The following is a 14,027-nucleotide window of genomic DNA, read 5'->3' as shown; positions in this document are numbered from 1 at the left end:
ATTTCGTCGGGGACCGCAGGATGTTCAGGATTTCGCAATACATCGAGGAACTGGTGACGCCGAAGGAGCCCGGCCCGCGGCCGAGCCCGCCGGGCCCGGTGGTCATCTGGAACCTGATCCGGCGCTGCAATCTGACCTGCCGGCACTGTTATTCGATCTCGACCGACCGGAATTTTCCGGGAGAGCTGTCTACCGACGAGGTCTTCGCGGTGATGGACGACCTCCGCGAGTTCGGCGTGCCGGTGCTGATCCTCTCCGGCGGCGAGCCGCTGCTGCGTCCGGACATCTACGACATCGCCCGGCGCGCTCGCGCGATGGGCTTCTACGTCGGGCTGTCCTCGAATGGCACGCTGATCGACGGCGATGCCGTCGAACGGATCGCTGCGTGCGACTTCAACTACGTCGGCGTTTCGCTCGACGGGATCGGCGCCACACACGACCGCTTCCGCCAGCGGCCCGGCGCCTTCGACGCCTCTCTCGCCGGAATCCGCCTGTGCCGAGACCGTGGCCTGAAAATCGGCGTGCGCTTCACGATGACCCGCGACAACGCCGGCGATCTGCCGCGCCTCCTGGAACTCGTCGAGCGCGAGGGCATCGACCGCTTCTACTTCTCGCACCTCAACTACGCGGGCCGTGGCAACCGCAACCGCCGCGACGACGCGCAGCACCAGCTGACGCGCCGGGCGATGGACCTGCTCTTCGAGACCTGCTGGGACTTCCGGCAGCGGGGTCTGCGCAAGGAATTCACCAGCGGCAACAACGACGCCGACGGCGTCTACTTCCTGCACTGGGTGACGCGGCGATTCCCCGAACGCGCGGCGAACATTCGCGCGCGGCTCGTGCAGTGGGGTGGCAACTCGTCGGGCGTCAATGTGGCGAACATCGACAACCTTGGCAACGTGCACCCGGACACGATGTGGTGGCACCACACCCTCGGCAACGTCCGCCAGCGCCGCTTCTCCGAGATCTGGACGGACCTCTCCGACCCACTGATGGCCGGCCTGAAGCGCTCTCCGCGAATCGTTTCCGGGCGCTGCGGGGAATGTCGGCACTTCGACATCTGCAACGGCAACACGCGGGTCCGTGCGCAGCAGACAACCGGCGATCCGTGGGCCGAGGATCCGGGCTGCTATCTCGACGACGAGGAGATTGGCTTCGCCCCGGCGTTGGCGCCGACCGTCCTGCGCCGGGCATGAGCAGCACCTGGCGAGCGATCCTGATCACCGCCGGCCTGAGCGTCTGCGCGGTGGGCCCGGCGGCGAAGACAGCGTCGGCAGCCGACGTTCAGCAGCTGTACCGCGAGCATTGCGCGGCCTGCCACGGCGAATCGCGTCTCGGCGGAATCGGCCCGGCGCTGCTGCCCGAGAACCTCGAACGCCTGCGCAAACCGGAGGCCGTCAAGGTCATCCGCGAGGGGCGCGTCGCGACGCAGATGCCGGCTTTCGCAGACCGGCTGAGCAGCGGCGAGGCGCAGCAGCTCGCCGACTGGATCTACACGCCGGCCTCTCCGGCGCCGAAATGGGGCGAAGCCGAGATCCGCGCCTCGCAGGTCGTCAATGCCGAAGCCGCCAGCTTGCCGGCGAAACCCGCGCCGGCGCTCAAGGGAGCCGACCCGCTCAATCTGTTCGTCGTCGTCGAGGCCGGCGATCACCATGTCTCGCTGATCGATGGTGACAGTTTCGAGCGCCTGCACCGCTTTCCGAGCCGTTATGCGCTGCACGGTGGGCCGAAGTTCTCGCCCGACGGCCGCTTCGTCTATTTTGCTTCGCGCGACGGCTGGATCAGCAAGTTCGACATCTACAACCTGGTCATCGTCGCCGAAATCCGTGCCGGTCTGAACACGCGCAACGCGGCCGTCTCTAGTGACGGCAGGTGGGTGATCGTCGCCAACTACCTGCCGCACAGCCTGGTGATCCTTTCGGCGAGCGACCTCTCGCTGATCAAGGTGATTCCGGCGGTCAATGCCGCCGGGACGAAGAGTTCCCGGGTTTCGGCGGTCTATGACGCGGCGCCGCGCAGGAGCTTCGTGGCTGCGCTCAAGGACGTTCCCGAGGCCTGGGAGATCAGCTACGATCCCGACGCCGAGCCGGTCGCCGAAGGCCTGGTGCACGACTATCGCTACCGCGAGGGCAGCTTCAAGCCGGGAATGTTCAATCCGCGGCGGACGCCGCTCGTCGACTACCTCGACGACTTCTTCTTCACGCCGGGCTACCGGGAGATCCTCGGCTCGTCGCGTTCGGCGAGCAAGGGCCAGGTCATCAACCTCGACGTGCGCAGGAAGATCGCCGATCTCGATCTCCCCGGCATGCCGCATCTCGGCTCGGGAATCACCTGGCAATGGACCGATCCTTCCGGCAGACAGCGGACCGTCATGGCCTCGCCCAACCTCAATCAGGCGGTGGTGACCGTCGTCGACCTGGTCACTTTCGAGAACGTCCGGCAGATTCCGACTCTCGGCCCGGGCTTCTTCCTGCGCAGCCACGAGAACAGCCGCTACGCGTTCACCGACTCGATGATGAGCCCCGAGCACAAGCACCAGCTGCAGGTCATCGACAAGCAGAAGCTCGAAGTCGTCGGCAGGATCGAGGCGAAGCCGGGCCAGACGCTGGCACACGTCGAGTTCACCCGCGATGGCCGCCATGCGCTGGCCAGTCTCTGGGAGAGCGACGGCGCACTGGTGGTCATCGACGCCGAGACGCTCAGGGAGGTCAAGCGCATCCCGGCCAACAAACCGGTCGGCAAGTACAACGTGTGGAATAAAATATCGCGCTCGGAAGGAACGAGCCACTGAGCCGGCGTGACGGGGCGCACGATTCGAAGGTGGCGCTTTCCGGTCGTTTCGCGGAGGAGGTCGGCGAGCGCGCTGCGCGGCTGCTCGTCGAGAACCGTCCGGAGCCGGTGCAGCGGCCGGCGTTGGCCTTGCGCGACGACGAGCGTTGAGACGATGACCGATGACCATGACCATCTTGCACCGGGCGACCGCCGTTCTGGCGGCGTGGCTTCTTCTCGCGGGCACCGCGCTCGCCGTACCGAAAGCCGCTGAGCATGAGGAGGGTGAAGTGACCTTTGGCGAAGCGGTCGGAACGCCGCCGCGACCAGGCACGAAGAGCCCCCCTCCGGCACCGGCGAGTACCAGTCGCGACGCCGTCGCGAAGAGCGGGGCGAAGAAGCCGGCGGGCGGCCCGAGCGGTTCCGCGGCGAGTGCTGCCGGCAAGCGGACTGCGGCCGCAGGAAGCGGCCAGAAGACACGGTCGGGCGGCAAGACGTCTGCTTCGTCCGGGGCGAAAGCCGGCAAGTCCGCCGCCGTTGCGCCCGGCGCCAGAGCGGGCCGCGGCGCGTCGGGCCCCACGGCTTCATCGACCGGCGCAAAGGCAGCGTTCAAGGGCCGGTCGGCCAGCGCGGCCGGGAAGCGCTCGGCCGAGCGAAAGTAGGCGTCTTCAACGTGCTGCGGGTGCGGTCGGCCGGCTGCCGAATGCACCGCTGCCCAGTTTTCCCTCGCGCCTGGCTCGCCCATGCGTCGTTTCTCGCCTGGCTGGTCCGGGCGTGTCGATGGAGTCTTCGATGTCCACACCGATTCTCTTGCTGACCGCCATTCCCTGCGCCGTGCTCGCTTCCTCCGCTGCGGCGCAGACGCCGCACATCGAGTTGATTGCTGGCTTTTACCGGATCGACGCCGAAGTCGCGGCAACCGATGCACAACGCGCTCAAGGGCTGATGCATCGGCGCAGCCTGGCGGCCAACCAGGGGATGCTCTTCGTCTTTCCGCAGGCGGCACGCCATTGCATGTGGATGCAGAACACCTATCTGCCGCTGTCGGTCGCCTTCCTCGACGAGGGCGGCCGCATCCTGAACATCGAGGACATGCAACCGCAGACCGAGGACAACCACTGTGCGGCCAAGCCCGCGCGTTTTGCTCTCGAGATGAACAAGGGATGGTTCTCGAGCAAGGGGATCGCGGCAGGGTCGCGTATCGCCGGCGTCGATCAGTCGCCCCTACCGCGTTAGCCGCCTCGCCCGACGCCGACCTCCGATGATCAGCGCGGCTGACGCAGCGTCGTGGCGCAGCCGCCTGCTGCGCTGCCCGGAGAGCGCGTCGCTGCTGCCCTGGCTGGCCGACCGCGGGTCGCTGACCGCGCGCATCCAGGCGCGCGGGTGCTTCGCCGTGCATGTCCTGCGCCAGGGAATTGCCTGCCCGAACGGCGACGAAGCATCCATCCTGGGCATCGAGCCGGGCGCGAGCGCCTGGGTGCGTGAGGTCATGCTGAGCTGCGACGGACGCATCGTCGTCTTCGCGCACACGGTTCTGCCCTGCGTTCCGCGCGGGCCGGTGACCGTCTGGCTGGCGCGTCTCGGCAATCGTTCGCTCGGCGCGATGCTCTTCGCTCATCCCGGCTTCGCCCGCGGGCCGATGCACTTTCGCCGCCTCAACCGGCGCCATCCGCTGTTCACCTCGGCCGCAAATGTCCTGGCCGATGGCGACCAGTCGCCGCGCACGCTCTGGGCGCGGCGCTCTCTGTTCGCCTTTGCCGGCCAGTCGGTGCTGGTCACCGAGGTCTTCTCACCGCGCGTCGTGGAACTCGACCGCTCGGTCATCGTCCGTGGTCGCGCCGGCTGGCCGGGTTTCGTCCGCGCCGAGTGATCAGTCAGCCGGGTCTGCACCGGCGTAACCGGTCTGGCGCCAGGCTTCGTAGACGGTGACCGCGACGGCATTCGACAGGTTGATGCTCCGGTTGCCGGAAACCATCGGCAGGCGCAGCCGCTCGTCGGGCGTGAACCCGGCGAGGATTTCCGGGGGCAGGCCCCGTGTCTCGCAGCCAAAGACGAGGATGTCGCCGGCGCGAAAGCCGGCGTCGACCGGCCGCCTCGTGCCGCGCGTGGTCAGCGCGAACCGGCGGCCTTGGGGTGACAGCCCGGCCAGCGCTGTGCAGCAGGTGGCCCAGTCGGCATGCACATGGACCGCGGCGAGCTCTGCGTAGTCCATTCCCGCGCGCCGCAACCGGTATTCGGAGAGTTCGAAGCCCAGCGGCCGGACCAGGTGCAGACGCGCTCCAGTGTTTGCGCACAGCCGGATGACGTTGCCGGTATTCGGCGGAATTTCGGGGTGGACAAGGACGACTTCGAACACGTCTCTGCGCGCAGGACAATGGATCAGGCAAGCTCGCCGGAATCCGGCTGGGTCAGCCGAGGACCGGCCGGTGGAGCGGCCGCCGGGTCGCCTGAACGCGTTGGGGGCCAGGCGCTGCACCGCGGCGGCAACCTGGGCGAAAAGTCAACACGATACCCGGCGAAACCCGCCGGAGTCCAGGGTTCCTGGCAGCGTCTCCGCCCCGGCTGCCCATCGGCAACCCGGAGTTGCCGGCGAAACCGCCCTGCGCCTCGGGAAGCCCGCCGCCCCTTGCATGCCCGAGGCTGGCAGGACGCCGGTTGTCCGGCCCGCATTTCGGGTCTGTTCCGTTTCCTGCGGACATGGGGTTGGCGATGGGGCTTCGAGGGAGCGGGGATGTCCAGGGCGGACGTAGTCCGGGCGAAGCCGAACCCCTGACCTCGCTGCCGCCTCGGCGACGCTTGCCGATGACCGATGGTGGCGGACAGCCGCCATCGGCCTGGTGAGCGGCCTTGCACTGCTGGAGGAAGAGTTCCTGAGCGAAACGTCGTCCATCCAGGCGCTGGGCCTGTCCGCTCCGTGGCAGATCGAACCGGTCAACGGTGTGCTTCGACCGCTTCGCCGTCGTCGCCCTGGGCAGCAAGGCGCTCGACGAGGCCCGCCGGGCCGAGGTCAGGAGCCGGCCCGAACTCTGGGGCACGCGCTGGAGCCTGCTCAAGACTCCTTCCGCATGGACGACCTCGCAACTCCAGACATGCATTGGCTGCAGCGCTCGAACCGCAAGACCGCCCGCACCGCGGCGCAGCAAGCAAGCCTTGCGCGCCATCCGAGCGACGGCCCGATCGCCTGACGAAGCCAGGCCGCTGTTCCAGGGCTGGCTCAGCTGGGCCAGACGCTGTCGCCTCGATTCCTTCAAGCGCCTCGCCCGAACGATCACCAGCCATCTGAACGGCGTGCTCAGCGGCTTCGCGGCCGGCAAGCACGACGGCTGCTGCGAAGCGATCAACCGCGCACTGCAGGAAGCCAGAGCCCGCGCGCGCGGCGATCGCCGCGCGACACCTTGATCGCCATGGCCTGTCTCGTCGCCGGCAAGTTCACCCATCTGCCTGCCCTACGCTTTGCCCAGCTGACCATCGTTCGACACAGGACGGAGTGAACCCGAACCGGATCAAGGAGTGCCAGCCCGGTCTCTTTGCCGACCGCACCTCGACGGCGGCCATGCGGGCCAGTCAATCGCGGCTAGGGTTGGCTTCGTTCGCCTGCGTCCTGCTCGACGGTCAGCGCAGCCTCGGGCGGCACGGTACCGGACTGGCCCGCCTCGGATGACCAACCGCGTTTCACGCTGAAGGTGAGGATCGGTCTCGCCGGAATCCGGCCGAAGCCAGCCATGCTGGAGGCTCGCGGACCAGTTCTCCGGGAGGCGGACTGACGTCGTCAACCTCAGGCCACCCGGCGCCGCACCGTCCGCTCTTCCGATCTCTCGCCCCGTCAGCCAGCTGGAAGCGCCACCACTTGAACCCCCGACCGGGCGGCGAGCGGTGAGAAACGCGGGAGGGTCCGGGCACTGCAGGAACTCCTCTGCCAGCGTTTCGGCAGGGGGTCGTCCGACAGGCAAGGGACCTGCGAGGGGACCGGATCTGGCGCCAGTCCCCGTCCGCTCATCCATTCCGCCTAGCCCAGATCGACGGGAATGAAGATCCTGGCATTGCCGCGGTCGACCAGGACAGCGATGCGCTTGCCAGCCTTGCTGATCAGGCTGCGCAACTGCTCGGTACTCGAGATGGCCTCGCCGTTTACCGCGATGACGATGTCGCCCGGCTGAATGCCTGCCTTCGCCGCTGCGCCGGCGACATTCTGGACCATGACCCCGTTGCCGACATCGGAACGCCGCTGCTCTTCCGGGGTGAGCGGACGAACCACCACGCCCAGACGACCCTTGTCGGCGTCGGGAGCGTCGTTGCTGGCCAGTTGCTGGTCACCGAACTTGCCGACCTCGACATCGACCGCGCGTGTTTCGCCCTTGCGCCACACCTGGAGCTTCGCCTGCTCTCCTGGCTTCATCGAGGAGACGATCGCCGGCAGTTCGTTGGAGGAGGCAATCTCCTTCCCGTTGATCGAAAGAATGACGTCGCCCGGCTGCAGGCCGGCCTTCGCTGCAGGACTGTCCCTGTCCACCGAACCGACCAATGCCCCCGCGGGTTTCTTGAGACCGAAGGAGTCGGCGAGCGACTGATTGACCTCCTGGATCGCGACGCCGAGTCGGCCGCGCTGTACCTTGCCGTGGGCGACGATCTGCCTTTCGACATTCATCGCAACCTCGATGGGTATCGCGAACGAGAGCCCCTGATAGCCGCCACTGCGCGAGTAGATCTGCGAGTTGATGCCGATCACCTCGCCCGCCATGTTGAACAATGGTCCACCCGAGTTGCCGGGATTCACCGCGACATCGGTCTGGATGAAAGGAACGTAGCTGCCGTCGGGCAGGGATCGCGAGAAGGCCGAGACGATGCCGGCACTGGCGCTGCTCTCGAAGCCGAACGGCGAGCCGATGGCGAGGACCCATTCACCGACGCGGGTGTTGGCGGCCGAGCCGATCCTGACGACCGGCAGATCCTTCGCGTCGATCTTCAGGACGGCAACGTCGCTGGCGGTATCGAGGCCGAGCACCTTGGCCTTGAACTCGCGCTTGTCGGTCAGCTTGACGATGACTTCCTCGGCGCCATCGACGACGTGGGCATTGGTGAGAATCGTGCCATCCGGACTGACGATGAAGCCCGATCCCAGACCGCGAGCGGGCGCATCGCCCCCGTTGTGCGGAGCGCCGAACCGGCGGAGGAAGTCCGGGATGGATTGATCATCGTCGAACTGGGGCGATCTGGGTCCGCGCGAGCCTGCCTTGCGCGTGCCGGATACGCTGATATTGACCACGGACGGACTGTTGCGCGCAACGATGCCGCTCATGTCGGGCAGTTCGGCGCGCGCAGCTGCGGCCGGCTGGCTCATCGTGATGGGAGCGGTGACTTGCGATGCAGAGGCCTGCGACGCAGGGGAGTTGGCGTGGCCGAGAGTGTAGGCACCGGTCAGCGCCGCCACAACAGCGGCTGCGCTGGCGGTCAGTTTGAGCTTGTTTGCGTCCATTGCGTTCTCCTGGGTAGATTCCGGGCAGGCCAAATTCCCGCCGACAGCGAAATCATGCCTCGACACGACTTAAGGCTGACTTAACAACAACGACCGCCCAATCAGGTGGTGCGGGCAGTGCCGGGAACCACCACCCTTGCGGGGAGCCCGGCTCCTGGCGTGTCGTCGAGGCGAACGAGGAGGACTGCGACAAGCCGCCTAATGCGCATCCCCTCGCATCGCTCTGGCTTCGCCGCGAACGCCAGGCGGCAGGAGGTTCCAGGGCGGTCCGCCGCGTGCGATCTCGTAACCGATGTCGTAGAGTCGTTGCATGACCAGCGGGTCGAAGGTTTCGTTTCCGGAGAGGTTGATGCCTTCGGGAATGGTGATCCAGTGATACCCCGAGTGTTCGCGCAGCGCCTGCGCGTAGATGCGGAAGAGGTCGCCAATCACGGATGCTCTTCCGGCGGCCTCGAGCGTGCGTCGCGCGATATCCGGAATCGAGCGGCGCGTGGTCGCGGTAGCCGCGGCCAGTTGGCCGTTGTGGATGACGAAGATGTCCTCGCGTGCGGTACCGCGACCGGCCTTCTGGCGCAGCTCACGGGCGCTGAACAGCCCGCCGGTGTGGAATACGTTGGCGGCCACGCCGCCATCGACATGCATTTCGTCATAGCGGTGGCCGGCGGCTTCAACTTCGAAGAATACCGGCGAAAAGGCAACGGGAATGGCGGCCGACGCCAGCATGACCTTGCGGAAGAGTGGCAGCGCATCGGGATGGCCGCTGGTGGCGATCAGCCCCATGTTCCAGATGAGGAAGCGTTGCGAATCGAGATCGACGGTCCCGATGTACAGGCGCCGGCCGCTCAGATGCGCCAGGGCGATCTCGCGCAGGAAGGTCTCGTCGACATGCCGCTCGATCAGCTCGGCGAGCGGGCTCGTGTCGGCGATGCTCTCGCCGAACAACAATTGCCTGATGGTCGACGTGAGCGCCCCGAGCACGAAAATGTCGCGCGAGCTTGTGGTCGTATAGAACTCGCGCAGCGCGTCGTCCCTGGATGGCCCAAGAAACGCGAACGGCGCCATCAGCGCTCCGGTCGATACGCCGGTGACCACCTTGAAGGTCGGGCGCTTGCCGGTGCTCGACCAGCCGTTAAGAAAGCCGGCACCGAACGCCCCGTTGGCGCCTCCACCCGACAGTGCGAGGTGTGGGTAGAGCACGACACCCTCCGCCGTCGCCGGGAAGTCGCTGGCGGACTCCTGGGCGAAGGATTCAGCCATGTCACGTTCCATCACCGCGCTTGGCAAACCGGCCGGCGCACGCACGTCGGGCATGCCCGGGATGGTGGCTTCGGACATCAACTCGCCGGGGACGCCATTGCGCGGCAGCGAACCGCAACCGACGAGCGCCAGCACCAGCAGCGCGCAGCATCCCAGCCGGGCGAGTGGCTGAAGTGGCGTCAACGGTGTCATCGGTTCGAATCCCCATCACCGGCACGCCGCCAGGCGCATGCCGGCGGAAGGCCTGACGAGTTGCCTGCGCGCGGCTTTCGCATCTTCGACCTCGACGATTTCCGAGCCGCTGCGGGAGCGCAGTCGGGAACGGGTGCACGAAGCGTGTGTGGTGTCCACGGCTGGCGCCGTGCAGACCTGTTCGGCCGCCTGAACATCGCCTCTGCGGCCATTACGCACCAAGTCGAGCGTCTGCGGGCGCTTGGGCCGATCAACAAGGTCGCGCATACCAGCAGTGGCCATCACCTGACCGGATGGGTCTGCTCCGCCATAGCCACCGCTGGCTCACCGACTCGCTTCGACATCGTCCCCGGAATGGCCGCAAGCGATCGAAGTCTTCTCGCAATCTGTCCAGACTGAAGCGGTTGGAGATCGATCGCCGATTCAGCACGCCCTCATGGGGATTTCCTCCGCGGGCCGTTCAATGCGCTTTGAACTGTGGTCCATCGGCTGGAGGGCTTCCCGAATCAGGCCGCCGTCGAGGCGGTCGAGCGCGCGCCCCGGCGAAAGGAAGAGAAGCGCGTGGGAACCGGGAGCCATTCCCCGGCATTGTGCCAGCAGACGCTCGACAAGACTCTTGTCGCCCTTGCCGGGCGTCTCATCAACGCCTGAGGCCCTGGAGCGAAACTGTCGCTGCGCGTAGCCGCGTGGCTGCCAGATCTGCTCCACGCGTGGGTCGAATCAGGGGCTGCTGCCCGAATCGCCATTGCCAGATACCTGGCCATGGCTGTCCGAGACTTTGGCAGTGCCGGGCCCGTGCCATTCGGCCGTGACGAGGGGTGCTCGCGCAGGCCCGCCGGCAGTTCAGCGAGACAGGCAGCGCGCACCCCATCGCGCAGCGAGAAATCACGGCCTGCGAGCAGCCTGGGCAGCAGGCGAGGTCGATTGATCCCCGACGGAGTCAGATCAGGCCTGTTGAAGCGGGAGAAGAAGCCTCAGTTTGGACTTTATCTGAGCAACGTGATGCCGTTCGCCGAAACGCGGACACGATCGCCGATGCGCAGGTTTGGCGGGGACGTTTGCTGGATCGTGGCCAGCGAGCCGTCGTCGTAACGCACCCCGATTCGCCAGACGAGATTCTGGCGCTGTGCGACCTGATTGCCGACAAACGCGCCACCACCGGCACCGATGACCGTGGCTGCAGTCTGGCCCCGGCCGCCGCCGATCTGATTGCCGAGCAAGCCGCCGACCACCGCACCGCCGATCGTGCCAACCGCGGCGTTGCCGCTCTGCACCGTATCCTGCACGATCGACTCGACCGTGCCGTCACGCGACGAGGGCTGGGAAACCTGGAACGCCGGCGTCGTTTCGCAGCCGGCGGCCAGCAGCAGCGTAAAGGCTGCGCCTGTTGCAGCGGCAAAACGCCGCCATCCCGAGAGCTTGGTCATTTTCATCTTCCAGTACAGGGTGCAGTGTTGTTCAGTTGGGAATCGAATTCAGCAGGAACATGGCCGCCAGCAAGCCGGTCGGCCGCCCCAGCTTGCCGAGCCATTGGGCGAAGATCTGTTCGATGTCGCCGCCCATGTAGACCTGGGTCAGCGCCCTGTTGACCTCGAGTCGGAAAGCCGAGTCATTGCGCGGCAAGGCCATGGCGTAGGGTTCGATCGACAGATCCTCGGCGACCAGTGCCAGCTTGGCGGGTTCCTTCGCCTGAACGGCCAGCCCGACGAGTTTGACCTTGTCGCCGGCGTAGGCGTCGACGCTGCCCTCCTCGAGCATCACCAGTCCGGCATTCGCATCCGCAACCGTCACCACCGTGGCGCTGATCTGGCCCAGGCGCAGCAGGTCATTGAGCCGGATCTCGGTGGTCGTTCCCTTGAGCACCGCGACCCGCTTCCCAGCCAGGTCGGTGAGCTGATTGACCGGCGATCCGGCCTTGACGAGCAGCCCGCCGCCGTCGATGAAGATCAGATTGGAAAAATCGACATTGGCCAGACGTGTCTGTGTCTGAGTGGTATTGGCGCATTCGAGATCGGCGCGACCCTTGGCGACCATCTGCAGGCGTTCGCTGACCGAGCCGGCAATCCAGTTCACCTTCAGCTTTGTGCCGCCGACTGCATGCGCAATCTGCGCGATCACCCGTTTGCACAGGTCGATCGAATACCCGGCCGGCTCGTTATTGGGTCCGGAAAAGGAGAACGGCCACGAATCGGGGGAATAGGCGACGTTGATGGCCTTCGCCGACTTGATCTTGCCCAATGTTCCGGAGCCGGTCTGCGCCGTGGCGGTGCCGCCGGCCAGCGCTGTGGCGACGACGAGTGCTGCAAGGAGAGTCTTGATCATGAAGTCCTCGATTCGATTGGAGAGTCAGAAGGGGGAACATCGCGTGCCGCTCCCCGGCCGGATAACTCGCGGCGCAGTCTACTACAGCCTTTTGCCACTTCACAAATCGAAATGCCCTGTTCACGCACCCGGTTCATCGAGCCAGAACGGGCTGGCCCGGGCTCGATCAGGGGTAAAGAAACCAGCCCGCCTCGCACGGAACGCCGGGCCTGAGCCAGACGGTCAGGCGTAGCGTCCACACAGACCGACCAGCGTCACTCGGTAGCCAGTCCGCCTTGACCCGTTCGATGAGTCGCTCTCGGCAACGAAGATCTGGTTGCGGGACTCGGGAAGGACCATCGTCCGAGGCACGAATGCGAGATTGACACCGCTCGACGAAGGCTCAGACACCGCCGTGGGTCGCGTTGGATTTCCTCCGCTCGAGGCGGAAGAGGGTGCCGAGCGAGGCTGGCGTGACGGTCTGACTGTGGCGCGACATCCTCGCCGGTCAGCCGCAACTAGAACCGCACTTGCAGGTGCAGCAGCAGGTAGCTGACGATGACGACGGTCACCAGCGATCCTGCGACCAGCGGGATGCCGAACCTGGCGAACGAGGCCGAGGTGTAGCCGCCAGGCTGCATGACCATCAGGTTCGACTGGTGGCTGAACGGGTTGATGAAGGTGAACGAGATGCAGGTCCCGATCAGTGCCAGGAGCGTCACCGGGTTGAGGCCGAGTTCATTGGCTATGCCGATCGCCACCGGGGTAAGGATGGACGCCGCTGCAGCATTGGTAACGAGGTTGGTCACGATCGCCGTCGTCACGGCGAAGACGATGACGACGACGAGCACGTTGCCTTCCGCAACCTGTCTGATGGTCTCGGCGAGCACTCTGGCGAGCCCGCTCTCGACGACGATCGCGCCGAGTGCCACCGACCCGACGAGGATGAACAACACGTTCCAGTCGAGGGCCCGCACGGCCGACTTCGGCTTGAGGATGCCGGTGATCACCATGAGCACGGCCCCGGTCAATGAAGCCATTTCCACCGGAACCAAGCCGAAGGACGCCGAAACGATGACCGCGACCAGAATGGCAAGAGCGAACGCGGTCTTGGCCGGTTGCGGGCTCAGCCCTGCGGCTTTCTCGAATATCGCCACATCCGGCTGGTCGACGAGCAGGGACTTGCTCGGTGTGGTCACGAAGGTGGTTGCCCCCGGGCGCACCTCGGTGTCAGCGAGGGCAACTGTGGTCCGCGCCGCGATGACGTGGATGCCCCCGTCGGTCTCGAAATCGCGCACCGTCCCGTTGGCCCCTGAGCCGACGGAAACCCGGTAGAGACGCTGTTCGGCCAAGCCGAAGAGGGGGCTGCTCCACAAGGCGGTGACGCCACCCTCGGTCGCCGAGAAGACCAGGATGTCGCCAGCCTCGATCGGGGCCGACGGATCAAGGTCCGCATCCCAACGCCGGATCGCATCGAGCACGTACTGCTGCGTCTGGTCGATCCCGAAATCGGCGGCTACCCGGCCAATCGCCAGCGCCTTCCCGGAGACCGGGATCTCGACTCGCCAGTCGCGAGTCGCCACGGCCGCTTCCCCCTGGCCGCGCAGCATCAGCGGCGCGGTCAGATACACGATGATCGCGCCGACGATGGCAACCGGCAACGCCACCGGGGCGAACGACAGCATGGTCATGTCGATGCCCGCTGGCGCAGCGATCCCGGCGATGAGCAGGTTCGAACTGGTGCCGATCAGGGTTACCGAGCCGGCGAGAGTCGTGATGTGCGCGATGGGCAGCAGCACCTCCCGCGCGTTGATCCCGCGGTTCTGCTCCAGTTCCTTGGTTGCCGGCACGAGCATGGCAACGATCGGGGTGGTGTTCATCAGGGCGGATCCGACACCGATGGGCAGCGCGAGGCGACGTAGGGCGTTCTGCGCGCTGGTGACGGTTGACAACAGCGCCCAGGTGACTCGCGATACCGCGCCGGTATGGACGATGCCCTTGGCGATGACGAGCATCGCCGCCACGGTGATGATCC

General features: G+C 66.3%; 12 protein-coding genes. 5 read left to right on the top strand and 7 right to left on the bottom strand.

All coding sequences use genetic code 11. The features are described 5' to 3' along the window. Positions 1-20: 20 nt before the first annotated feature. The 4 genes from nirJ to NFW05_RS04455 all read left to right on the top strand — a co-directional run bounded on the left by nirJ (position 21) and on the right by NFW05_RS04455 (position 4,639). The gene (gene nirJ, locus NFW05_RS04470; RefSeq protein WP_295303036.1) at positions 21-1,196 is read left to right on the top strand and encodes a heme d1 biosynthesis radical SAM protein NirJ; all 1,176 of its coding nucleotides are present in this window, start codon (positions 21-23) and stop codon (positions 1,194-1,196) included. Then, positions 1,193-2,791 (top strand): nitrite reductase, encoded by a 1,599-nt coding sequence (locus tag NFW05_RS04465; RefSeq protein ID WP_295303035.1) that lies wholly within the window; start codon positions 1,193-1,195, stop codon positions 2,789-2,791. Before nirJ ends, NFW05_RS04465 begins: the two co-directional genes overlap by 4 nt. 770 nt (positions 2,792-3,561) lie before the next feature. Beyond that, a complete protein-coding gene (locus tag NFW05_RS04460; protein ID WP_295303034.1) occupies positions 3,562-4,005 on the top strand; it encodes a DUF192 domain-containing protein in 444 nt (147 codons plus the stop codon). A gap of 25 nt (positions 4,006-4,030) precedes the next feature. Further along, positions 4,031-4,639, top strand: coding sequence for a chorismate lyase (locus NFW05_RS04455; protein WP_295303033.1), 609 nt, complete (start codon positions 4,031-4,033; stop codon positions 4,637-4,639). Here NFW05_RS04455 and NFW05_RS04450 read toward each other — a convergent pair whose 3' ends face one another. Further along, positions 4,640-5,125, bottom strand: coding sequence for a tRNA (cytidine(34)-2'-O)-methyltransferase (locus tag NFW05_RS04450; protein WP_295303032.1), 486 nt, complete (start codon positions 5,123-5,125; stop codon positions 4,640-4,642). It lies immediately after the preceding gene. Positions 5,126-5,706: 581 nt separating this feature from the next. Between NFW05_RS04450 and NFW05_RS04445 the strand changes: the two genes are divergently transcribed. After that, positions 5,707-6,168, top strand: coding sequence for a transposase (locus tag NFW05_RS04445; protein WP_295303031.1), 462 nt, complete (start codon positions 5,707-5,709; stop codon positions 6,166-6,168). 607 nt (positions 6,169-6,775) lie between these two features. Here NFW05_RS04445 and NFW05_RS04440 read toward each other — a convergent pair. From NFW05_RS04440 to NFW05_RS04415, 6 genes are all read right to left on the bottom strand, one after another. Continuing rightward, a complete protein-coding gene (locus NFW05_RS04440) occupies positions 6,776-8,242 on the bottom strand; it encodes a DegQ family serine endoprotease (protein WP_295303030.1) in 1,467 nt (488 codons plus the stop codon). A gap of 198 nt (positions 8,243-8,440) precedes the next feature. Then, positions 8,441-9,691 (bottom strand): patatin-like phospholipase family protein, encoded by a 1,251-nt coding sequence (locus NFW05_RS04435; RefSeq protein ID WP_295303029.1) that lies wholly within the window; start codon positions 9,689-9,691, stop codon positions 8,441-8,443. A gap of 423 nt (positions 9,692-10,114) precedes the next feature. Then, complete coding sequence (locus tag NFW05_RS04430; RefSeq protein ID WP_295303028.1) at positions 10,115-10,399, bottom strand: hypothetical protein; 285 nt, start codon at positions 10,397-10,399, stop codon at positions 10,115-10,117. 278 nt (positions 10,400-10,677) lie between these two features. Then, a complete protein-coding gene (locus NFW05_RS04425) occupies positions 10,678-11,118 on the bottom strand; it encodes a glycine zipper 2TM domain-containing protein (protein WP_295303027.1) in 441 nt (146 codons plus the stop codon). Between the two features lie 31 nt (positions 11,119-11,149). Continuing rightward, on the bottom strand, positions 11,150-12,013 hold the full coding sequence (locus NFW05_RS04420) for an amino acid ABC transporter substrate-binding protein (RefSeq protein ID WP_295303026.1): 864 nt from the start codon (positions 12,011-12,013) through the stop codon (positions 11,150-11,152). Between the two features lie 497 nt (positions 12,014-12,510). Then, a partial coding sequence (locus NFW05_RS04415) for an SLC13 family permease (protein WP_295303025.1) occupies positions 12,511-14,027 on the bottom strand: 1,517 nt, incomplete at its 5' end.

This window comes from Accumulibacter sp. (genome assembly GCF_023806625.1).
Taxonomy (GTDB): Bacteria; Pseudomonadota; Gammaproteobacteria; order Burkholderiales; family Rhodocyclaceae; genus Accumulibacter.
Note: the sequence above shows the minus strand (reverse complement) of the source record. Positions and strands in the feature narration are given on the sequence as shown.